At 60.4% G+C, this 21,760-nt stretch carries 23 protein-coding genes and 2 pseudogenes; 15 read left to right on the forward strand and 10 right to left on the reverse strand.

Going from position 1 to position 21,760, the window contains the following annotated elements:
* On the reverse strand, window positions 1–257 hold a 257-nt coding region (locus BMX68_RS18555; RefSeq protein ID WP_177178868.1), incomplete at its 3' end, for a PAAR domain-containing protein.
* Window positions 258–260: 3 nt separating this feature from the next.
* Entirely contained in the window at window positions 261–398 is a 138-nt protein-coding gene (locus tag BMX68_RS25980) for a hypothetical protein (RefSeq protein WP_017130064.1), read from the reverse strand.
* Window positions 399–1,396: 998 nt separating this feature from the next.
* On the opposite strand from BMX68_RS25980, the gene BMX68_RS18565 reads away from it, so the two are divergent.
* The 9 genes from BMX68_RS18565 to BMX68_RS18605 all read left to right on the forward strand — a co-directional run bounded on the left by BMX68_RS18565 (window position 1,397) and on the right by BMX68_RS18605 (window position 10,096).
* Window positions 1,397–2,074, forward strand: coding sequence for a CsgG/HfaB family protein (locus tag BMX68_RS18565; protein WP_086009301.1), 678 nt, complete (start codon window positions 1,397–1,399; stop codon window positions 2,072–2,074).
* Window positions 2,075–2,104: 30 nt separating this feature from the next.
* On the forward strand, window positions 2,105–2,476 hold the full coding sequence (locus tag BMX68_RS18570; RefSeq protein WP_017131940.1) for a DUF4810 domain-containing protein: 372 nt from the start codon (window positions 2,105–2,107) through the stop codon (window positions 2,474–2,476).
* Complete coding sequence (locus tag BMX68_RS18575) at window positions 2,473–3,135, forward strand: DUF799 domain-containing protein (protein ID WP_017131939.1); 663 nt, start codon at window positions 2,473–2,475, stop codon at window positions 3,133–3,135. The genes BMX68_RS18570 and BMX68_RS18575 overlap by 4 nt, the downstream gene beginning before the upstream one ends.
* Before the next feature lie 109 nt (window positions 3,136–3,244).
* Window positions 3,245–4,261 carry an AraC family transcriptional regulator gene (locus tag BMX68_RS18580; RefSeq protein WP_060782320.1) on the forward strand — a complete coding sequence of 339 codons (1,017 nt, stop codon included), beginning with the start codon at window positions 3,245–3,247 and terminating at the stop codon, window positions 4,259–4,261.
* Window positions 4,262–4,484: 223 nt separating this feature from the next.
* On the forward strand, window positions 4,485–6,137 hold the full coding sequence (locus BMX68_RS18585) for an AMP-binding protein (RefSeq protein ID WP_060782321.1): 1,653 nt from the start codon (window positions 4,485–4,487) through the stop codon (window positions 6,135–6,137).
* Between the two features lie 67 nt (window positions 6,138–6,204).
* Complete coding sequence (locus tag BMX68_RS18590) at window positions 6,205–6,972, forward strand: SDR family NAD(P)-dependent oxidoreductase (protein WP_017131936.1); 768 nt, start codon at window positions 6,205–6,207, stop codon at window positions 6,970–6,972.
* 11 nt (window positions 6,973–6,983) lie between these two features.
* Window positions 6,984–8,171: an acetyl-CoA C-acyltransferase gene (locus BMX68_RS18595; protein WP_074862465.1), complete on the forward strand. Its 1,188-nt coding sequence runs from the start codon at window positions 6,984–6,986 to the stop codon at window positions 8,169–8,171.
* A gap of 8 nt (window positions 8,172–8,179) precedes the next feature.
* Window positions 8,180–9,307 carry an acyl-CoA dehydrogenase gene (locus BMX68_RS18600; protein WP_017131934.1) on the forward strand — a complete coding sequence of 376 codons (1,128 nt, stop codon included), beginning with the start codon at window positions 8,180–8,182 and terminating at the stop codon, window positions 9,305–9,307.
* A gap of 15 nt (window positions 9,308–9,322) precedes the next feature.
* Entirely contained in the window at window positions 9,323–10,096 is a 774-nt protein-coding gene (locus BMX68_RS18605) for an enoyl-CoA hydratase (RefSeq protein ID WP_017131933.1), read from the forward strand.
* A gap of 51 nt (window positions 10,097–10,147) precedes the next feature.
* On the opposite strand, the gene BMX68_RS18610 is transcribed toward BMX68_RS18605, so the two are convergent.
* Together BMX68_RS18610 and BMX68_RS18615 are read right to left on the reverse strand one after the other, a co-directional pair.
* Complete coding sequence (locus tag BMX68_RS18610) at window positions 10,148–11,299, reverse strand: acyl-CoA dehydrogenase family protein (protein ID WP_074862469.1); 1,152 nt, start codon at window positions 11,297–11,299, stop codon at window positions 10,148–10,150.
* Between the two features lie 3 nt (window positions 11,300–11,302).
* On the reverse strand, window positions 11,303–12,409 hold the full coding sequence (locus BMX68_RS18615; protein WP_060782325.1) for an enoyl-CoA hydratase/isomerase family protein: 1,107 nt from the start codon (window positions 12,407–12,409) through the stop codon (window positions 11,303–11,305).
* Between the two features lie 272 nt (window positions 12,410–12,681).
* On the opposite strand from BMX68_RS18615, the gene BMX68_RS18620 reads away from it, so the two are divergent.
* Window positions 12,682–13,032 carry a hypothetical protein gene (locus tag BMX68_RS18620; protein WP_026013175.1) on the forward strand — a complete coding sequence of 117 codons (351 nt, stop codon included), beginning with the start codon at window positions 12,682–12,684 and terminating at the stop codon, window positions 13,030–13,032.
* Window positions 13,033–13,122: 90 nt separating this feature from the next.
* Here the strand turns inward: BMX68_RS18620 and BMX68_RS18625 are convergent, their stop codons facing one another.
* The 5 genes from BMX68_RS18625 to BMX68_RS18645 all read right to left on the reverse strand — a co-directional run bounded on the left by BMX68_RS18625 (window position 13,123) and on the right by BMX68_RS18645 (window position 16,642).
* Complete coding sequence (locus BMX68_RS18625; RefSeq protein ID WP_017131931.1) at window positions 13,123–13,455, reverse strand: type II toxin-antitoxin system HicB family antitoxin; 333 nt, start codon at window positions 13,453–13,455, stop codon at window positions 13,123–13,125.
* Window positions 13,452–13,706, reverse strand: coding sequence for a type II toxin-antitoxin system HicA family toxin (locus BMX68_RS18630; protein ID WP_074862472.1), 255 nt, complete (start codon window positions 13,704–13,706; stop codon window positions 13,452–13,454). The genes BMX68_RS18625 and BMX68_RS18630 overlap by 4 nt, the downstream gene beginning before the upstream one ends.
* A gap of 350 nt (window positions 13,707–14,056) precedes the next feature.
* Window positions 14,057–15,235, reverse strand: coding sequence for an acetyl-CoA C-acetyltransferase (locus tag BMX68_RS18635; protein WP_017131929.1), 1,179 nt, complete (start codon window positions 15,233–15,235; stop codon window positions 14,057–14,059).
* Window positions 15,236–15,249: 14 nt separating this feature from the next.
* Window positions 15,250–15,909 (reverse strand): CoA transferase subunit B, encoded by a 660-nt coding sequence (locus tag BMX68_RS18640; protein WP_017131928.1) that lies wholly within the window; start codon window positions 15,907–15,909, stop codon window positions 15,250–15,252.
* Between the two features lie 34 nt (window positions 15,910–15,943).
* Entirely contained in the window at window positions 15,944–16,642 is a 699-nt protein-coding gene (locus tag BMX68_RS18645) for a CoA transferase subunit A (protein ID WP_026013174.1), read from the reverse strand.
* A gap of 141 nt (window positions 16,643–16,783) precedes the next feature.
* Between BMX68_RS18645 and BMX68_RS18650 the strand changes: the two genes are divergently transcribed.
* The 4 genes and pseudogenes from BMX68_RS18650 (at window position 16,784) to BMX68_RS18665 (ending at window position 19,467) form a co-directional block, all read left to right on the forward strand.
* Complete coding sequence (locus BMX68_RS18650; RefSeq protein ID WP_026013173.1) at window positions 16,784–17,680, forward strand: LysR family transcriptional regulator; 897 nt, start codon at window positions 16,784–16,786, stop codon at window positions 17,678–17,680.
* 76 nt (window positions 17,681–17,756) lie between these two features.
* The gene (locus tag BMX68_RS18655) at window positions 17,757–18,326 is read left to right on the forward strand and encodes a DUF4174 domain-containing protein (protein WP_017131925.1); all 570 of its coding nucleotides are present in this window, start codon (window positions 17,757–17,759) and stop codon (window positions 18,324–18,326) included.
* A gap of 19 nt (window positions 18,327–18,345) precedes the next feature.
* Window positions 18,346–18,522, forward strand: a pseudogene (locus BMX68_RS18660) (class I SAM-dependent methyltransferase); the annotation flags it as partial.
* 159 nt (window positions 18,523–18,681) lie between these two features.
* On the forward strand, window positions 18,682–19,467 hold the full coding sequence (locus BMX68_RS18665; RefSeq protein WP_060782326.1) for a sulfite exporter TauE/SafE family protein: 786 nt from the start codon (window positions 18,682–18,684) through the stop codon (window positions 19,465–19,467).
* A 24-nt stretch (window positions 19,468–19,491) separates the two neighbouring features.
* Here BMX68_RS18665 and BMX68_RS26445 read toward each other — a convergent pair.
* A pseudogene (locus BMX68_RS26445) lies at window positions 19,492–19,575 on the reverse strand (creatininase family protein); the annotation flags it as partial.
* Between the two features lie 229 nt (window positions 19,576–19,804).
* Here BMX68_RS26445 and BMX68_RS18670 point away from each other — a divergent pair.
* Complete coding sequence (locus tag BMX68_RS18670; protein ID WP_017131923.1) at window positions 19,805–21,760, forward strand: hybrid sensor histidine kinase/response regulator; 1,956 nt, start codon at window positions 19,805–19,807, stop codon at window positions 21,758–21,760.

The raw sequence follows: 21,760 nt of genomic DNA on the forward strand, positions 1-21,760 counted from the left end.
CCCGGTGGACAGCCGCAATGGACTCGTGCGCCGTCCAGCGCGGTGGCAACCCCCATCCATTTCATGGCCGGCAGGCTTTCGACAATCACCCCGGCTTTGCCGCATAACGGGCAAGGGGTGGTTTTATCGCCGAGCCGCAAGACGCCTCGACCACCGCCTTGCGTGGCACTGGGCAGGCTGCTGATACACACCGCGCCAGTGGTGGTCCGATCACCGTCCAGGCCTTGTCCCATGCCGTTGACACTTCCTCGACCCATGATTCAGCCCTCAATCGATGGCAGGCAAGCGAATTCCTCGCAGCCAGCCAGTGGCGGTTCGGTAAAAGCCGACGGATTCAGCGTGCCGAAAACTTCAAGGGAGGTTGGGTGGGTGTAGCGCTGCTGCAAAGGTATATTCATTTTGTTATTCCTAGTCCTTTGGGCTTTTTGGGGCGGCTGTTCCTGCGTCACGTTGTTGTGTGCCTGTAATCGGACGAATATCAGGGCAATGACTGCAAGAAGAGCGGCTGGCCGTTCAAAGGCTAGCGTCCGGGTCGCCAAAAGTAAGTAGGACGCATCTGAAACAGACTTCGAAATATTGCCTTGTCTGTCATGGAGTCGGTTTCAGCAGGCGTTTGGTATGGCTTGATCAGTCGATTGCAGTTCATGGCTTGACCCTCTTTTTTGATGGTCGCTAGCTCCTTGTAAAATCAAGCACTTAGGATGGGGCAAAAAAAGAGGGGTAAACTAACAATCTGGGAATATTTCCCTTTGCGGGCAATGTATTATCATTGAATCGCTCTGGTTCACTGCCGCATAGGCAGCTCAGAAAACCGCAGGCACGTTGCCGGCGTCGAACGCAACGTTCACTGCCGCATAGGCAGCTCAGAAAATAGCGCAGGAGTGTACTGCTATGAACAATAAGTTCACTGCCGTATAGGCAGCTCAGAAATCAGGTGCGCGGGGTGGTGAAGCTACCCCACAGTCCTCTGCCGTACAGGCAGCTTCCCGCCATTCGCTCAAGACCCACCCAACCGCCGTCAGCAAACCGATAAACACAACGATGTGGCGATCACAAACAGTTCCGCGTTTTCTTGACGCCTAAATGCCAGCACTTTATGATGGTGATATCAAAATAATATTAATTGTATCTAGGAATGTACATGCGGGTTGTCACCCTCGGGATGAGGTTCCTCGCGGCGTTGCCGCGCTGTGTTACCCCCCTTCGAAAAACCACCTTTAAATACCCGGAGCGTTCGCAACCGCTCGGGCAATAACGCATCGACCCCCGCAATGAATTCGCGCCGGGAAGCTGGCTGTGTCCGCGCGGGCAGGTCCGGTCGCCGATAGGTCAAGCAATCAAGCCGTTTCGCAATTTTTTTAAGTTCGATCCTCCAGGAGTGTGCTGCGTGAAAAAGATGTCGCAGATAATGGTGTCAGGGATGGCCACGGCCTTGCTGATATCCATCGTCGGTTGTACCACCCAAGAAACTTCCCGGGCGTTACCGGTGCAGCAGGTTGAAAGCGTCAATCGGCCGTTTGCCGGCGTGCGTACCCCGATTGCCGTCGGCAAGTTCGATAACCGCTCCAGCTACATGCGCGGGATCTTTTCCGATGGGGTCGACCGTCTCGGTAGCCAGGCCAAGACCATTCTGATCACTCACCTGCAGCAGACCAATCGCTTTAGCGTGCTGGACCGCGACAACATGGCGGAAATCCAGCAGGAAGCGAACATCAAGGCCCAGGCGCAAAAGCTCAAGGGCGCGGACTATGTGGTCACCGGCGATGTCACCGAGTTCGGTCGCAAGGAAACCGGCGACCAGCAGTTGTTTGGCATCCTCGGGCGCGCCAAGACTCAGGTGGCCTATGCCAAGGTCGCGCTGAATATCGTCAATATCGTGACCTCCGAAGTGGTGTATTCCACCCAAGGCGCCGGTGAGTATGCGCTGTCGAATCGCGAGATCGTCGGCTTCGGCGGCACCGCCAGTTATGACTCCACCCTCAATGGCAAGGTTCTGGACCTGGCCATGCGCGAAGCGGTGAACAAGATGGTCGACGCCATCGACAGCGGTGCCTGGAAACCAGGCCAGCGTTAATTCATTCGATAACAGGGAGCTTCAGCCGTAATGAGTCATCTATTCAAGTTGCTGCGATCCGTCGCGGTTGTCGTTGCAAGCGGTGCGGTGTTGGTCGGATGTGTTCAACAACCCAAGACGTTGTATCAGTGGGAAGGCTATGAGCCTCAGGTTTACCAGTACTTCAAGGGCGAATCCAAGGAAGCGCAGCTCGTGGTGCTGGAAGCGGATCTGGAGAAAATGAAGGCCACTAATCGCGCCGCGCCGCCAGGTTATCACGCTCATATGGGCATGCTGTATGGCAGCCTGGGCCAGGACGATCAGATGGTGCAGCAGTTACAGACCGAGAAGGCGCTGTTCCCCGAATCGGCCGCCTATATGGATTTTCTGTTGAGTAACGCGCAAAAGGGCAGCAAGCCATGAACCTGCGTCTTTTGGCTGTCGTGACCGGGTTGCTCATGGTGAGCCTGTTGACTGGCTGTGCCAAGCCGATCAAGAGCCTCGATTATTCCGCCTACAAGCAAGCGCGTCCACGGACAATCCTGGTATTGCCGCCGTTGAACGAGTCGCCGGATATCAAAGGCTCATACAGTCTGCTGTCCCAGGTAACGTTCCCGCTGGCCGAGGCCGGTTACTATGTGATGCCCGTGACGCTGGTGGACGAAACCTTCAAGCAGAACGGTTTGAGTGCCGCCGCCGATATCCACAATACCTCACCGGCAAAGCTGCATGAGATCTTCGGCGCGGACGCGGCGATGTATATCACCGTGACCCAGTACGGCACCAAGTACATGGTGCTCAGCAGTAATACCATCGTGACCGCCAATGCCAAGCTGGTCGACCTCAAGTCCGGCACCACCTTGTGGACCGGCAGCGCGACGGCGTCGAGCGAGGAGGGCAATAACAATAACCAGGGCGGTCTGGTGGGTATGCTGATCACGGCGGCGGTCAAGCAGATCATCAACAGCTCCACCGACGCCGGGCATCCGATTGCCGGTCTGGCCAGCCGGCGCCTGTTGTCCGTGGGGCAAAACACGGGGCTGCTTTATGGGCCGCGTTCGCCGAAGTACGGTTCTGATTGATGGTCCTGAACGGCGTAGCCGTTGCCGCGCTGCCTGTCGTCTGTTCTTTCTGATCGGCGCCGCCTAAGATGGCCGTCATAAGGATCAGCACAGGGCTTAATGACGGCCAATGTCGAAAAAAGACACCATCTCTATTCATCTGGTGCGTGAGGCGCTGTTGCAAAGTTGCGCCCCGGGAGCCGCTACCGAGGAGGTGCTGGACAAGATCGGAATTGCCCCACGGTTGCTGGAGCAGCCCGACAGCCGCGTACCGGCCAGTGACTACGCCCGGCTGTGGCGCCTGCTGGCGCACCGCAACGACGATGAGTTTTTCGGCATGGACCCGCGCAAGCTGCGCTCCGGCAGCTTCGCCTACCTGTGCCGGGTCGGCATGGCACAACCCACGGTAGCGACGGCACTGGAGGCGGTGCTGGGCTTTCTGTCGCTGATGTTCGAGCGCTTGTCGGCCCAATTGCTGATCCAGCAGAGCCTGGCGGAAATCGTCCTGTTGGAGGCCGAAGGCGAGGCGCGTCGGCCATTCACCTACTTCGCCTACTGGATGATCGTCCATGGGGTCGCTTGCTGGCTGGCCGGGCGGCGCATTCCGATCCTGGCCATCGAGTTGCGTTGCGCCGAACCGGACTACTGCGAAGACTATCGGGTGATGTTTTCCGAGAACCTGCGTTTTGCCCGACCACGCACCCGGATGATCTTCGCCGCCGATTGCCTGGAGCTGCCGATCAAGCGCAGCGCCCAGGAGTTGCAGCGCTTTCTCGGCCACGCGCCGGCCAATATCCTGGTCAAGTACCGCGACGCCCAGAGCCTGGCCAGTCGGATCAAGCACGACCTGCGGCAGTTGCCCGCCGAGCGCTGGCCGGATACCGAAGGCCTGGCGCTGCAATTGTGCATGTCGGCCTCGACCCTGCGGCGCCGGCTGGCGGAGGAAGGACAAACCTATCAGGGCCTCAAGGACAGCGTGCGCAAGGAGCTGGCAATCGTCTGGCTGGCCGAGCCCTTCATCAGTTTCGCCGAAATCGCCACGCGCTTGGGCTTCGCCGATGCCAGCTCGTTCTACAAGGCCTTTCGCAAATGGTCCGGGTCCAATCCGGGGCATTACCGCAGCCTGATCCTCAACGAAGCGCAATAGCTAGTGGCCGGTGTGGTGAGTTCGGCTAATCATTTCCAGCGCCCAAGCCTCTGACCCGCATAGCTGTTCCTCGCCATGGCGATTGCGTCATTGGCCAAACCAGTCAAGCAGGTTGAAGGCTTTGACCATTGTCCCAAGTCCCTGACGGGGCGACTATTTCCAGGGTTTTTCTACGGTTCCCTCTTCCTTCTAATAACAAGATTAAGAGCGAGAGATTGATGTTATGCGCGACTACCTGGCTGCCACCGAGAACTTTAACTATCAGCACACGGTCGATGCGGCCTTGCAAGGGACTTTGACGGCGCTCAACGCCAGCGTCGAATGCTGTGAGCGGCATGCCTTGCCGGGGCGGATCGCGTTGTTCTGGGAAGGCTGCGACGGCAGCAGTGCGACCTATACCTTCAGCGAGTTGCAGGAGCGGGCCGGGCGTTTCGCCAATTTTCTGCTGGCCCAGGGCGTATGCCGTGGCGACAAGGTCGCTGGGCTGTTGCCGCGCAATGTCGAGTTGCTGGTGACCCTGTTCGCCACCTGGCGCATCGGTGCCGTCTATCAGCCGCTGTTCACCGCTTTCGGCCCCAAGGCCATCGAGCACCGCCTGGGCAGTTCCGCAGCCAAGGTGGTGGTGACCGATGCGGTCAACCGCGCCAAGCTGAGCGAAGTCGGCGATTGCCCAACCATCGTCACCGTTGGCGGGCCGCGCGGGCAGGGCATTGTGCGCGGCGACTTCAGCTTCTGGGCCGAGCTGGACAACTATCCGGCCCGTTGCGAACCGGTGATGTTGAGCGGTGAAGAGCCGTTCCTGCTGATGTTCACCTCGGGCACCACCGGCCCGGCCAAGCCTCTGGAAGTACCGCTCAAGGCGATCATTGCCTTCCAGAGCTACACCCGCGATGCGGTGGACTTGCGTCCGGAAGACGCGTTCTGGAACATCGCCGATCCGGGCTGGGCCTATGGTCTGTATTTCGGTATCACCGGGCCACTGAGTCTGGGCCATCCGATCACCTTCTATGATGGCCCGTTCACCGTGGAAAGTACCTGTCGGGTGATCGAGAAATACGGCATCAGCAATCTCACCGGTTCGCCGACGGCCTATCGCTTGCTGATCGCGGCGGGAGAGGCTTTCTCTGGCAGGGTCAAGGGCAAACTGCGGGCCGTTAGCAGCGCTGGCGAGCCGTTGAACCCGGAGGTGATCCGCTGGTTCGCGGAAAACCTCGCGGTGACTATCCTTGACCACTATGGCCAGACCGAACTGGGCATGGTGCTGTGCAACCACCACGGCCTACAGCACCCGGTGCATGTCGGTTCGGCGGGCTTTGCTTCGCCCGGCCATCGCATCGTGGTGTTGGACGACGACTGTCAGGAGCTGGGTGTCGGCCAGCCGGGGATTCTCGCCCTGGACCGCTCCCAGTCGCCGATGTGCTGGTTCAACGGCTATAAGGGCTTTGATACCAAGGCCTTTGTCGGCCGTTATTACCTCAGCGGCGACACGGTCGAGCTGAACGCCGATGGCAGCATCAGCTTCGTCGGGCGCAGCGACGATGTGATCACCACTTCGGGCTACCGGGTCGGTCCGTTCGATGTGGAAAGCGCGTTGGTCGAACACCCGGCGGTGGTGGAGGCGGCGGTAGTCGGCAAGCCCGATCCCGAGCGTACCGAGCTGGTGAAGGCCTTCGTGGTGCTCAGCCGGCAGTACCGCGCCGGGCCGCATTTGGTCGAAGAGCTGCGCCAACATGTACGCAAGCGCTTGGCGGCCCATGCCTATCCACGGGAAATCGAATTCGTCGAGGAACTGCCGAAGACTCCGAGCGGCAAATTGCAACGCTTCATTCTGCGTAACCAGGAAATCGCCAAGGCCCAGGCGAGACTCGACACCTGAGCCGGTTTCGGTAACGGGCCGCAAGGGCCCGCCACTTTATCTATGGTTTTAACGAAGGACATTGGTGATGCATATTCAAGACAAGGCTTTCCTGGTCAGCGGCGGGGCTTCCGGTCTGGGGGCGGCCACCGCCGAGATGTTGGTGGCCGCCGGTGCCCAGGTGATGCTGGTGGACCTCAATGCCGAAGCTGTCGCCGCCCAGGCGCAAAAGCTCGGGTCGCGGGCCCGCAGCGTGGTGGCGGATGTCACCCAGGAGGCTCAGGCCCAGGTCGCGGTACAGGCAGCGGTCATGGCCTTCGGCGGTCTGCACGGTCTGGTCAACTGCGCCGGTATCGTGCGTGGCGAGAAGATTCTCGGCAAGAACGGCCCACACCTGCTGGAGAGCTTCAATCAGGTGATCAGCGTCAATCTGATCGGCAGCTTCAACCTGTTGCGTCTGGCCGCTTCGGCAATGGCCGAAACCGAGGCTGACGCGGACGGCGAGCGTGGGGTGATCATCAATACCGCCTCGGTCGCTGCCTATGACGGCCAGATCGGCCAGGCCGCCTATGCCGCCTCCAAGGGCGCAATCGTCAGTCTGACCCTGCCGGCCGCCCGTGAGCTGGCCCGTTTCGGCATCCGTGTGATGACCATCGCGCCGGGCATCTTCGAGACGCCGATGATGGCCGGCATGACCCCTGAAGTCCGTGCCGCGCTGACGGCCGGCGTGCCGTTTCCGCCGCGCCTGGGCAAACCCTCCGAATACGCCGCGCTGGTTCGGCATATCATTGAAAACGGCATGCTTAACGGCGAGGTGATCCGTCTCGACGGCGCCTTGCGCATGGCTGCGAAATAGGAGAAGCGCTCATGACCACTCAAGACCCGATTGTTATCGTCAGTGCCGTGCGCACCCCGATGGGCGGCTTTCAGGGCGACCTGAAGAGCCTCAGCGCGCCGCAACTGGGCGCCGCCGCCATTCGCGCAGCCGTCGAGCGTGCCGGTGTGGCCGCCGACGCCGTGGAGCAGGTGCTGTTCGGTTGCGTACTCTCGGCCGGACTCGGCCAGGCACCGGCCCGCCAGGCGGCGTTGGGCGCCGGACTGGACAAATCCACCTGCTGCACCACCCTGAACAAGATGTGTGGTTCCGGCATGCAGGCGACGATCCTTGCCCACGATATGCTGTTGGCCGGCAGTGCCGAAGTGGTGGTGGCCGGCGGCATGGAAAGCATGTCCAACGCCCCTTATCTGCTGGACCGTGCCCGTGGCGGCTACCGTATGGGCCACGGTCAGGTGCTTGACCATATGTTCCTCGATGGGCTGGAGGATGCCTACGACAAGGGTCGCTTGATGGGCACCTTTGCCGAGGATTGCGCCCAGACCCACGGTTTCAGCCGCGAGGCTCAGGATGCCTTTGCCGTGGCGTCGCTGACCCGGGCGCAACAGGCTATCAACGCAGGCCGGTTTAAGGATGAAATCGTTCCGCTGCAGGTGACTGTCGGCAAGGAACAGCGGCTGATCAGCGATGACGAACAGCCACCGAAAGCCAAGCTGGACAAGATCGCCACGCTGAAGCCGGCGTTCCGCGCGGGCGGTACGGTCACGGCGGCGAACTCCAGCTCGATTTCTGATGGCGCGGCGGCGCTGGTGCTGATGCGCCAGTCCGTAGCCAAGGCGCATGGTCTCAAGCCTCTGGCGGTGATCCACGGGCACGCGGCGTTTGCCGATACCCCAGGTTTGTTCCCCATCGCGCCGGTGGGGGCGATCCACAAGTTGCTGAAAAAGACCGGCTGGTCGCTGGATCAGGTCGACCTTTTTGAAATCAACGAGGCTTTTGCCGTGGTCACTCTGGTGACCATGGGCAAGCTGGAAATTCCCCATGGCAAGGTCAATGTTCATGGCGGTGCCTGTGCTCTGGGCCATCCGATTGGCGCGTCCGGTGCGCGGATTCTGGTGACCCTGCTGTCGGCCCTGCGCCAGCAAGGCCTCAAGCGCGGGATCGCGGCCATCTGCATCGGCGGCGGCGAAGCCACGGCCATGGCCGTCGAGTGCCTCTAGGAGTGCCCATGTTACCGAGCCAAGAGCAACAACAGATCAGCGACGCGGCCCGATCCTTTGCCCAGGAACGGCTGAAACCGTTCGCCGCCGAATGGGATCGCGAACACCGTTTTCCCCGAGAGGCCATCGACGAGATGGCCGGGCTGGGCTTTTTCGGCATGCTGGTGCCGGAGGCGTGGGGCGGTTGCGACACCGGCTATCTGGCCTATGCCATGGCCCTGGAGGAAATCGCCGCTGGCGACGGTGCCTGCTCGACCATCATGAGCGTACACAACTCGGTGGGCTGCGTGCCGATCCTTAACTTTGGCAGCGAGGAGCAGAAAGCCCGGTTCCTGCCGCCCCTGGCCAGTGGCGCGATGCTCGGGGCCTTTGCCCTGACCGAACCGCAGGCCGGCTCCGATGCCAGTGGCCTGACAACCCGCGCACGGTTGGACGGCGATCACTACGTGCTCAACGGCTGCAAGCAATTTATCACCTCAGGGCAGAACGCCGGGGTGGTGATCGTTTTCGCGGTGACCGATCCGAGCGCAGGCAAGCGTGGCATCAGCGCCTTTATCGTGCCCACCGACTCGCCGGGTTATAAGGTGGCGCGGGTTGAGCACAAGCTCGGCCAGCATGCTTCGGATACCTGCCAGATCCTCTTCGAAGACGTACAGGTGCCGGTGACCAATCGCCTGGGCGAGGAGGGCGAGGGTTATCGCATCGCCCTGGCGAACCTGGAAGGTGGGCGTGTCGGTATTGCCGCACAGTCGGTGGGCATGGCTCGGGCGGCGTTCGAGGCGGCGCGTGATTATGCCCGCGAGCGACAAAGCTTCGGCAAGGCCCTGGTGGAGCATCAGGCCGTGGCCTTCCGCCTGGCGGATATGGCGACCCAGATTGCCGTGGCGCGGCAGATGGCGCACTACGCCGCCGCCCTGCGCGACAGCGGCAAGCCAGCGCTGGTGGAAGCTTCGATGGCCAAGCTGTTCGCCTCGGAAATGGCCGAGAAGGTCTGTTCCGCGGCGTTGCAAACCCTGGGTGGCTATGGCTATCTAAGCGACTTCCCGCTGGAGCGGATCTACCGTGACGTGCGGGTCTGCCAGATCTACGAAGGCACCAGCGACATTCAACGCATGGTCATTTCGCGCAACCTGTGATCAAGGACTCTATCGATGAGCTATGAAACCATTTTGCTGGACATCAAGGGCCGTGTCGGCCTGATTACCCTGAACCGTCCGCAGGCGCTCAATGCCCTGAACGCCCGGATCGTCAGCGAGGTGAACCAGGCGTTGGACGCATTGGAAGCCGATCCGCAGATCGGTTGTATCGTCCTGACCGGTTCGAAGAAGGCCTTTGCCGCCGGCGCCGATATCAAGGAAATGGCCGAGCTGACCTACCCGAAGATCTACCTCGACGACCTGTTCAGCGACAGTGACCGGGTGGCCAATCGGCGTAAGCCGATCATTGCCGCCGTGGCTGGCTTTGCCCTGGGTGGCGGCTGTGAGTTGGCATTGATGTGTGACTTTATCCTGGCCGGCGACAACGCCAAGTTCGGCCAGCCGGAAATCAACCTCGGGGTGCTGCCGGGCATGGGCGGCACCCAGCGCCTGACTCGTGCGGTGGGCAAGGCCAAGGCCATGGAAATGTGCCTGACCGGGCGCTTTATCGACGCCGTGGAGGCCGAGCGTTGTGGGATCGTTGCGCGGATTGTGCCGGTCGACGAGTTGCTGGACGAGGCGTTGAAGGTCGCGACCCTGATCGCGGGCAAGTCGATTCCCATCAGTATGATGGTCAAGGAAAGCGTCAACCGCGCTTTTGAGGTCAGCCTGTCCGAAGGTGTGCGCTTTGAGCGCCGGGTGTTCCACGCGGCGTTCGCCACCGAGGATCAGAAAGAAGGGATGGCGGCCTTTATCGCCAAGCGCGAGGCGCAGTTCAAGGACAGTTGAGTCTATTGGGCATTGTGGCGAGCGGGCTCGCCACAAGACCAGGCTCATCGGTCAAACAAGGTAATGCTTGAGTTCCCGCGCAATCAGCATTCGCTGAATCTCGCTCGACCCTTCGTAGATTTGCGTGATCCGCGCATCGCGGTAGTAACGCTCCACCGGGTAATCTTCCAGATACCCGTAGCCGCCATGGATCTGCAGCGCCGATGAGCAGACTTTTTCGGCCATTTCCGAGGCGAACAGCTTGGCTTGCGAAGCCTGCGACAGGCATGGCAGGTCGGCGCTGCGCAGCCGTGCCGCATGCAGGATCAGCAGGCGCGAGGCGTTGATTCGGGTGTGCATGTCGGCCAGCATATTGGCGATGCTTTGGTGCTCGATGATCGGCTTGCCGAACTGTACCCGCTCACGGGCATAGACCAGCGCCGCCTCGAACGCGGCGCGGGCGATCCCCAGCGCTTGGGCGGCGATACCGATGCGGCCGCCTTCCAGGTTCGACAGCGCAATCGCCAAGCCCTTACCGCGCTCGCCCAGCAGGTTGGCTTCAGGCACGCTGCACTGGTTGAGCGTAACGGCGCAGGTGTCCGAGGCACGAATGCCCATCTTGTGTTCGGTACGGTCGACGATAAAACCGGGAGTATCGGTGGGTACCAGAAAGGCGGAAATACCCTTCTTGCCCAGCGCCGGATCGGTCACGGCAAAGACGATTGCCAGCTTGGCCCTTTTGCCATTACTGACGAACTGCTTGGCGCCGTTGATCAGCCACTGGCCGTCCTTGAGTTCGGCGCGGGTGCGCAGGTTGTGGGCTTCGGAGCCAGCCTGGGGTTCGGTCAGGCAAAAACAGCCGATAGCCTTGCCGGTGGCGAGCGCCGGCAGCCAGGTTTGCTTCTGGGCCTGGCTGCCGTAGTTGAGGATCGGCCCGCAGCCGACCGAGTTGTGGATGCTCATCAGCGCGCCAGTGGCTCCGTCACCGGCGGCGATTTCCTCCACGGCCAGGGCGTAGGCGACATAGTCGACGTAGGTGCCGCCCCATTCCTCGGGCACCACCATGCCCAGCAGGCCCAGTTCACCCATCTTGTCGACGAGGCCGTCGTCGATCCAGCCGGCCTTTTCCCAAGCCTGGGCATGGGGCGCGATCTCGCCACGGGCGAAGTCGCGGGCCATGTCGCGGATCATCACTTGTTCTTCGCTCAGTTCGATATCGTGCATGGTTCAGTTCCCGCTCGTGTCGAGGCCGTGGAAAAAACGGGCGATCTGCTCGGGCCGTAGCGCCTGCAGGGTGGGTGGGTTCCAGCGGGGCTGCTTGTCCTTGTCGATCAGCAGGGCGCGCACGCCTTCTATCAGGTCGCCGTGCTCGAACCATTGGCGGTCCAAGTGCAGTTCCAGGGCAAAGCATTCCTCCAGGCCCAGGTGCCGACCGCGCCGGAGCATTTCCAGGGTCACGCCCATGGCCAGCGGCGAACGGGTCTCCAGCAGGTCGGCGGTGGTCATGGCCCACTCATGGCTGTCGGCGACGGTCGCCTGCCGCAGTTGCTCGACCATGCTGGGGACGTCGGGCAGGGCGAAGAAGTAGTCGATGGCCGGGCGCAGCTTGTCCAGTGGGGCGTCGGGCAACGTCTGTACGCCGAGCCTGGCGAGCAGATTCTGCAAGTCCTTGAGGGGCGTGTCGTGCCACTCCAACCGGTCGAGGCACCCGTCCAGTTCGTGGCGCTTGTCACTGCTCAGATACCAGTCGGCGAGGCCGCAATACAGGGCATCGGCGGCGCGAATCTGGCTGCCGCTGACCCCCAGGTAGAGACCGATCTCACCGGGAATGCGCGGCAGGAAATAGCTGCCGCCGACATCCGGGAAATAACCGATAGCGACTTCCGGCATGGCCAGCCGACTGCTTTCGGTGACTACCCGCAGGTCGGCGCCTTGCGCTAAACCCATGCCACCGCCAAGGACAAAACCGTCCAGCAACGCCAGCACCGGCTTGGGGTAATGATGGAGGCTCAGATCCAGGGCGTATTCCTCGACGAAGAAATCTTCGTGCAGGCGCCCGCCACTCTGGTAGCTGTCATGCAGCGAACGGATATCGCCGCCAGCGCAGAATGCACGATCGCCCGCGCCGCGCAGGGTGACGGCGTGGATGTGCGGATCCTCGGCCCAGGCATCGAGCTGGCGTTGCAGCAGGCGGATCATGTTCAGGGTCAGGGCATTGAGGCCGGCGGGACGGTTTAAGGTCAGGTGGCCGATATGGTTGCGCACCTCGGCCAGCACCTCGGCCGGAGCGTCTGCGAGGCGCGTGACAGCAGCGGATGAAACCTGAGCAGTCATTACTAACTCCCTGCTTTTATTGTCTTTTTGAGTGCGTTCGGCGGACGAACGATGATGGATCGTAACAGTGCAAATTTGCCCAATACAACCCTGATAAGTGCAGGTCTTGTTTGCATTTTTGCCTGTTGGAAGAGTGGTCTGAACAGTCTGGCCCAACGTGCCGGGGTTGCAAGTGCAATCCAGCCCGCTCCACTGGCGGGAGTGCGTTGCGAATCCGGTTCGTATCGTGCCGACTCAATGCTAAAGTCGCTTTTTTTGAGCAGGGAACGGTCATGCGGATGTTAATCGGGGCGTTGGTGGCAGTGGCGTTGGCGGGGTGCATGAGTCCCGGCATGAATCAGACCCGCACCACCGGGCCGACCAAGAGCTTTACCTCGAGCAAGGCCGACAATGCCGTCGCCCAGTGTGTCCAGTTCTCCTGGCAGGACGAGGCGGTGTTTGGCGTGGATGCCGCCGCTTACCTGCAGTTGGGCTACAAGGGCGGCTCCACTGTCTATACCAGGGGGTCGGAGTATTTCGTCGATGTTCGGCGCGACGTTAATGGCACGCTGGTCGATTATTATGCGACCACCAGCAAGCCGATTGGCGCCAGGCGCTTGGCGGCGGTGGCGACTTGTTTGTGATCTTGCGATGACTCATTACCGCGCCTTGACCATGGAGCTGTGATATCCGCACTTGAGCTAACCAATTAACCGTACAGGCCATTAGCCGACTCAACCCGACGCTTGGGTGTGCAGAATGTCAGTTACCCATTGGTTGATGCTCTTGTGAGATAGCTCGGCTTTGGCGGCTATCGAGGCATGGAGCTCTGGAGCCAGGCGTAGGCTGAGTTTCCCCGAGTAAGGTTTTTGAGGCGAGCGGCTCAACTTGGCACAGGTTTGGAGGTAATCATCGACTGCTTCTTCGAACGCTGCTCTGAGCTCTTTGACCGACTCGCCATGGAATCCGACGATATCGCGAATTCCCGCAATATGGCCGACAAACAACCCATCTTCATCGCTGTACTCAATACGGGCAGCGTAGTTTTTGTGATTCATCACATTCATGGTGTGACTCCTGCTTGTTCCAGAAAAGCGCGAGCATCGCGAACCTGATAAGGCTTGGATTCCTTGTCAGGATGCGGCCTGTGAAACGTCACGACGACGCCATTGAGTTCGAAACGTACTCGTGAACCCCTGCCTTCAACAACGCTGGCTCCAACGGCCAGCAGCAGGCTTTCGATGCGGGCCCATTCAAGCGTATTGGGAACCGGCCTTGAAAAGATGGCTTTCAGCGTAGTGAGCTGTTTGTTATTCATGGTATTAAAAAATGATATCAATTTGAAGGGGCAAACTGATTTTAATGGCGTCCGACCCAAGTACAATGGCAATTACGTCACCAATTGATTCATGCCGCCGCCAATGGTCGACGAGATTCAGGTGGTAACAGTTGGCCAACTGTTACCGTATCTCGCGGGATGATGGGTCAAGCTTGACGCAGACTAACCACACAGGCCACTAGGGGCTATCGCGATTAGCCATATCCAGTTAGGAGCGCGGGACCTGCAGGCATGGTTGCTTTCTACCGAGCGGTATTGGCGGCGGGCGATCAGGACAACGGCCTGGCGGCAAACCGGGGCAATGGCGTGCAGGTGAGTGTTCGGCTCGCCTAGCGCTCGATAGCCAGCGCCACGCCTTGCCCGCCGCCGATGCACAGGGTCGCCAGGCCTTTTTTTGCATCGCGCTTGATCATCTCGTGCAGCAGGGTCACCAGCACCCGGCAACCCGAGGCGCCGATTGGGTGGCCGAGGGCAATGGCACCGCCATTGACGTTGACCTTGCTCGCGTCCCAACCCAACTCCTTGCTTACCGACAACGTCTGGGCCGCGAAAGCCTCGTTGGTCTCAATCAGATCAAGCTGCTCCAGGGACCAGCCGGCCTTGTCCAGGCAGCGACGGGTGGCGCTGACCGGGCCGATGCCCATGATCGCCGGGTCGACGCCGGCATTGGCGTAGGCGGTGATTTTCGCCAGCACCGGCAAGCCCAGGGACTTGGCCTTGGCGGCGCTCATCAGGATCACTGCCGCGGCGCCGTCGTTCAGCGATGAAGCGTTACCGGCGGTGACCGTGCCGTCCTTCTTGAAGGCCGGCTTAAGCTTGCCCAGCGATTCGTTGGTGGTGCCGGCGCGGGGCTGTTCATCGGTGGCGAAGGTCACTGGATCGCCCTTGCGCTGGGGAATCACGATGGGGGTGATCTCTTCGACAAAACGCCCGGCCTGGATGGCGGCCACGGCTTTGTGCTGCGAAGCGGCGGCGAAGGCATCCTGGGCTTCGCGGCTGATGGCGTATTTGTCCGCCAGGTTTTCGGCGGTGATGCCCATGTGGTAGTCGTTGAACGCGTCCCACAGGCCGTCGCTGATCATGGTGTCGACCAGTTGGCCATGGCCCATGCGCAGGCCGGTACGGGCGCCGGGCATCACGTAGTTGGACAGGCTCATGTTTTCCTGGCCGCCGGCGACGATCACTTCGGCATCGCCGCAGCGAATAGCTTGGGCTGCCAAGTGCAGGGCCTTGAGGCCCGAGCCGCAGACCTTGTTCAAGGTCATGGCCGGCACCGCGTGGGGCAGGCCGGCCTTGATTGCGGCTTGGCGCGCCGGGTTTTGGCCGGCCCCGGCGGTCAGCACCTGGCCCATGATCACTTCATCGACCTGGGCACCGTCCAGGCCGGTCTGGCTCAGCAACTGGCGAATTACCGCGGCACCGAGGTCCACGGCGGAAATAGTGGCCAGCGAGCCCTGGAAACTGCCCACGGCGGTGCGGGTGGCGGCGACAATCACTACATCTTGCATCGCTTGATTCCTCATCAGGAAAACTGCATTTCAGGCACGTGCTCGGGAACGATCAGTTTACCGGCGGTCTTGCTGACAATTTCTTCGACGCTGACGCCAGGTGCGCGTTCCTTGAGGACAAAGGCGCCATCTTCGATTTCCAGGTAGGCCAGGTCGGTCAGCACGCGCTTGATGCATTGGGCGCCGGTCAGTGGCAGGCTGCAGCGCGACAACAGTTTCGACTCGCCGTCTTTCGAGGCGTGAGTCATGGTGACGATGATGTTTTCGGCCCCGGCCACCAGGTCCATGGCGCCGCCCATGCCCTTGACCAGCTTGCCGGGGATCATCCACGAGGCGATGTTGCCCTGCACGTCGACTTCGAAGGCGCCGAGCACGGTCAGGTCGATATGGCCGCCGCGAATCATCGCGAAGGATTCGGCGGAGGAGAAGATCGAGGCGCCGATACGAGCGGTCACGGTCTGCTTGCCGGCGTTGATCATGTCGGCATCGACTTCATCTTCGCTGGGAAAGGAACCCATGCCGAGCAAACCGTTTTCCGATTGCAACATGACTTCCATGCCAGCCGGAATGTAGTTGGCGACCAGGGTCGGAATGCCGATGCCGAGGTTCACGTAGAAGCCGTCCTGCAGTTCGCGGGCGACACGCTGAGCCATTTGTTCGCGGGAAAGTGCCATTGTAGTGTGCTCCGTTAGTCGATAAGGCCGAGGCTTACTTGCGCACGGTGCGCTGTTCGATGCGTTTCTCGAACGTGCCACAGATGATCCGATCGACGTAGATGCCGGGGGTGTGGATCTGCGCCGGGTCCAGTTCGCCCGGTTCGACGATTTCCTCGACTTCGACCACAGTGATCTTGCCGGCGGTGGCGGCCAGCGGATTGAAGTTTTGAGCCGTGTGGCGATAGATCACGTTGCCGAAATGGTCGGCCTTCCAGCCTTTGACAATGGCGAAGTCGCCGGTGATGGACTCTTCCATCAGGTAGGGACGACCATTGAATTCGCGGGTTTCCTTGCCGTCCGCGACGGGGGTGCCGTAGCCGGTGGCGGTAAAGAAGGCCGGGATCCCGGCGCCGCCGGCGCGCATTTTCTCCGCCAGGGTGCCTTGGGGGGTCAAAATCACCTCGATCTCACCGCTGAGCAATTGCTTTTCGAACAGGGCGTTTTCGCCCACATAGGAGGCCACGACCTTGCGGATCTGGCGGTCTTCCAACAGCACGCCAAGGCCGAAGCCATCGACACCGCAGTTGTTGGAGACCACGGTCAGGTTGCGGGTGCCCTTGCGCTTGATCTCGGCGATCAGGTTTTCCGCAATACCGCACAGACCGAAGCCGCCGCAAAGCACGGTCATACCGTCTTCCAGGCCGGCGAGGGCTTCCTCGTAGGACGCCACGCGTTTATCGAAACCTGCCATCTGCATGATCCTCTTTGTTGTTCGTGGCCCCAGCGGCCTTTGAGTAGAGTGTTGCTCCAGGAAATATATTTGTTAAGTTGATTTTTAGGTTTGATTGATTGATAAATCTCAATAATGGCCATTCACGCCGAGACAATATCGATGACCGTCAAACAGCTTAGAGCCTTTCTCACCGTTGCCCAGAGTTTAAGCTTTGCGGTGGCGGGGGAACGCCTTTATTTGTCGCAATCGGCCCTGAGCCTGACTATCAAGGCGCTGGAGGAGGGGTTGGGCGGTCGCCTGTTCAGTCGCAACACGCGTAATGTCGCGCTGACCCCGGAAGGCGAAGCCTTGCTACCCCTGGCCCGACGACTGATCGCCGACTGGGATAATGCCGAGGATGAACTGCGCCAGCGTTTCACCTTGCAACGGGGTCGGGTGACCTTGGCGGCGATGCCGTCGTTTGCTGGCAACTTGCTGCCGCCTATCCTCAAGACCTTTCGCGCTCGCTATCCCCAGGTCAATGTCGCGGTAAACGACGTGGTCAATGAGCAGGTGCTGGAGATGGTCGGGGATCGTCAGGTGGAACTTGGGGTGGCGTTTGCGCCGTTGCAGAACTCGTCGCTGACGTTCACGCCGTTGTATGTCGACCGTTTTGTCGCTGTGGTACCGGCCGATTCGCCCTTGGCCGAGCGCCAGGAGATCGACTGGGAGTCGTTGCTCAAGGAGCCCTTTATCACCTTGCAGCGCCCCTCCAATGTGCGGGTGATGCTAGAGGAGCATCTGCGAGCCAGGGGCATGACCCTGCCGGTGGAGTTCGAGAGTCATCAGTTGGCGACGGTGGGACGGATGGTCGCCAGTGGCCTTGGCGTGAGCGCGGTGCCAGCATTGTGCGTGGGACAGATGCGCGAGTTGGGTGCCCGTTGCATCACCCTGCATGATCCGGTGGTGGAGCGGGCCATCGGGGTATTGACCAAACCCGGTCATGAGCTGTCCGCCGCCGCCCAGGCATTGTTCGATATCTTGTTGGAAGAAAAATCCCGTTACCTGAATTTTTGAGAAATAACTCGGCCTTGCGTGGATCTTTTCCTACGATGCGCAATCATTACCCCATGAATATTCAAAGGAGGTGCGTATGTTCATCCGGTCTTTGACCCTCGCGGCTCTGTCGCTTGTCGTGTCCAACCCCTTGTTGGCGGCCGATACCGACTCTCCGTTGGCCCAGGACTACCAAAGAAACCGTGCGTTGATCGTGATCGCGCCAAGTACGGCGGACCCGACGTTGGTCGGGCTGAAAAAGGCGCTTGATGACCCTGCCAACCAGAAGGCTTTCGACGAGCGCCAACTGGTGCTCTATGAGGTGGCGCAGACCGTGGGCAAGCGAGCCAACAAATACATGGAGCAGCCGACCACCATGGCCCTGATTCGCGGGCTCAGGCTTGGGGTCACGCCCGAGGGCAAGGCCACGGTGATCCTGGTGGGCAAGGATGGTCAGCAGCAGACCCTCGAACATGACGGGCCATTGGCACTGAAGGAAGTGTTCAGCGCGGTCGATACGTTGCCGGCTTCCGAGAAGGAAACCGTGGCGCCGACGCCCGCTCCACCAACGGCTGGCGCCGAGGCGAAGCCGGTCAAAGGCGCTAAGCCTGGCAAGGCGGAGAAAACCGGCAAAACGCCTACTGTGCCCAAGGCGCTGGACGACTAAGCCGAGTAATATGAGCCCGGTGATTACTGACCGCTTTTTGTCGATCAGCTTTATCGCGGCATTGCCCGCGGCTGAAAAAGCCAAGGTTGCCGGGCAATTGCAAACCCTGATCGCAAGCCACCCAGCCTTGCGTGGCCAAGAGACCATCGCCTTTCCCTACCGGACCGAGGCTTATCGCTGCCTGCGCCTGGACTGATGCTCGACGCCCGGCCTGACGTTGGGCAACAGACGGAAGAGGGGCTCCTATCCGTATCTGGTTATAATCTTAGATTGTATTTTTATAAGCATTCATAACATTAAGCGCTATGCTGCCCACCGGTTTTTGTCGTCTCGCTAGATTCTCCGGGGTTTGCTAATGGATGTCGGTAATTTCGGTTTTGTCACGGCAGGCTTGGTGGTCGGTTTTATTGTCGGATTGACAGGTGTCGGTGGCGGCTCTCTGATGACGCCGATCTTGCTGTGGTTTGGCATCAACCCGGTAACGGCTGTGGGCACCGATCTCTTGTACGCTGCGATTACCAAGTCCGGTGGCGTTCTCGTTCATAAGAAAAACGACAATATCGACTGGAAGATCACCGGCTGGCTAACCCTTGGCAGTGTGCCGGCGGTGGTGTTGACCCTGTGGTTCCTGAGCAGCCTGCACACCGCGCCTGAATCCCTGAACAGCGTTATCAAGCGGTCGCTGGGCGTTGTGCTGCTGCTGACGGCGCTGGCCGTGTTGTTCAAGAACAAGTTGCTGGCTTTTGCCCACCGCCGAGGCGTCGACCACTCGCAAATCAGTGCGCCGAAGTTGAACGGGCTGACCCTGCTGACCGGGCTGGTTCTCGGTACCATGGTGGCCTTGACCTCCATTGGCGCCGGAGCCTTGGGCACGGTGGCGTTGTTTATTCTCTATCCGTTTCTACCGACCCGGCGCCTGGTGGGCACGGAAATCGCGCACGCGGTACCGCTGACGCTGGTGGCGGGCCTCGGGCATGCGAGCATGGGCAACATGAACTGGGAACTGCTGGGCTTCCTGCTGATGGGCTCGCTGCCGGGGATCTATATCGGCAGCCATCTGACCGGGCGGGTATCGGATGGGTGGTTGCGACCGTTCCTGGCAGTGATGCTGTTTATGATCGGCTATAAGCTGGTGTTCTGATATCGCCACCTAATTAATCGCCATAACTCCTTTCAGGTTCCATCTGTTAGATCGCTTCAGTGCGAATCCTGCCGGTCGTCGAGCGAAGCTGGCCTCGGCGGAGAACTCGAGAGCGTTGCTTCAGTCGAGGCAATAAATCGAGGGGCAGGCACGAGATTACCGCGTCAGTCTGACGGCTTCGGGATAAATCTTTGCGTCAGAATTTAAATTTAAAGTACTCGCATTGGATGAAGATCGGCAATTGACCTGCAACCTTTGATGTAACACTCGCGGTGGTTTTTTAGGCTGCACCAGCGAGGCCGGTGTAATGTATTGGAAAATAACGGCGGAGCCCTCTATGTCCGATCAGCCTGCGTTTCGAAACGACTTCGACGATAACCGGTTCCGTCTGTTGGTCGATGCGGGCATCGACTGCGCCATTTACACGATCGATCCCCAGGGCGTTGTCGTCAGTTGGAACAAAGGGGCCGAGCGCTGTAAGGGGTATCCAGAGGAAGAAATCCTCGGTGCACACTTCTCCTGCTTCTACACCCCTGAAGACCGCCGAGACGGAGTGCCCGAGCAGGCCCTGGACACCGCTATCAGCGAGGGGCGATTTGAAGGCCAGGGCTGGCGAGTACGCAAGGACGGCACACGTTTCTGGTGCTATGTAGTCATCGACCCGATTCGCGATCCACTGGGGGGCCTGCTGGGGTTCGCGAAAATCACTCGTGACCTGACCGAGCATAAGCTTGCCGAGCAAAACCTGAAACAGAGTGAGCAGCAGTTTCGTCTGCTGGTGCAAAGCGTTACCGACTATGCCATCTACATGCTTGACCGTGAGGGGCGGGTCAGCAGTTGGAATCCGGGCGCACAGCGTATCAAGGGGTATTTGCCGCAGGAAGTCATCGGGAAGAATTTCTCGATGTTCTACACCGAACAGGATCGCGCCACTGACGAACCCCTCCGGGCCCTGGATATCGCCGCGCGCGAGGGGCGATTCGAAAAGCAGGGCTGGCGGGTACGCAAGGACGGCACGCAGTTCCTGGCCCATGTGATACTGGACCCGATCCGCGCCGATACCGGCAAGATTATCGGCTTTGCCAAAATCACTCGCGATATCAGTGAGTCGGTCGAGGCGCAAAAAAAGCTGGAGCTGGCGCGCGAGGCGCTGTTTCAGTCGCAAAAGCTCCAGGCCATCGGCCAACTCAGTGGCGGTATCGCCCATGATTTCAACAACTTGCTAACGGTCATCCAAGGCAATCTTGAGCTGCTGCACAAACGCGTCGACGGCGATCCGAAACTCTCGCGGCTGGTGGACAACGCTTTGCTCGGTACCGAGCGCGGGGTTTCGCTGACCCAACGCATGCTGGCTTTCGCCCGCCGTCAGGAACTCAAGACCGAAGTGGTGCACCTGCCGCGGTTGATCACCAATCTCCTCGACCTGTTATGCAGCTCGGCAGGGCCACAGGTGGTGGTTCAGGTCCAACTGTCGGAGGAGTTGCCGGCGGTACATGTCGACATCAACCAGTTGGAGTTGGCATTGCTCAACCTGGTGAGCAATTCCCGCGATGCGATGCCGGCGGGTGGCACCATCCGGATCAACGCCGAGATCCACGGCAGGACCGGCACGCTGCCCCACGATGACTATGTGTGCCTGTCGGTGATCGATGATGGCGAAGGCATGGATGAGCAAACCCTGGCTTACGCGGCCGATCCGTTCTTCACTACCAAGGGGGTTGGCAAGGGCACCGGTCTGGGGCTGTCGATGGTCCACGGCCTGGCGGAGCAACTGGGCGGGCAGTTGGTGCTCAAAAGTAGCAAGGATCAGGGCACCACCGCGCAACTCTGGTTGCCGGTAGCTACCGATGCCGTCACGCGGCTGCCGTTGCTACCGGAGAAAACGCCTGGGCCACTGTTCAAGCCCTTGACGGTGCTGGTGGTTGACGATGACAGCCTGGTCCTCAACAGCACCATGATGCTGTTGGAAGATTTGGGGCATCGGGTAATTTGCGCGGTTTCCGGCGTCCAGGCACTGCAGTGCTTTGGGCACAAACCGGATATCGACCTGATGATCACCGACGTGGCCATGCCGCAGATGGACGGGGCGCAGTTGGCCGAGGCTGTGCGCAACTTGTATCCCGCGCTGCCGATCATTCTTGCCACCGGATATGCCCAGCATCTGGAGGGCATGGCTGTGCAGCTCCCGCGAATCCTCAAACCTTACAACCAATTGCAACTGAAGGAGGCCCTGGCGCGGGCCATGCCCAGGGAAACACCGCCAGGCGCCGATCTTCCCCCAGCGCTGGCTTGA

It is taken from the genome of Pseudomonas agarici (assembly GCF_900109755.1).
Lineage (GTDB): Bacteria > Pseudomonadota > Gammaproteobacteria > Pseudomonadales > Pseudomonadaceae > Aquipseudomonas > Aquipseudomonas agarici.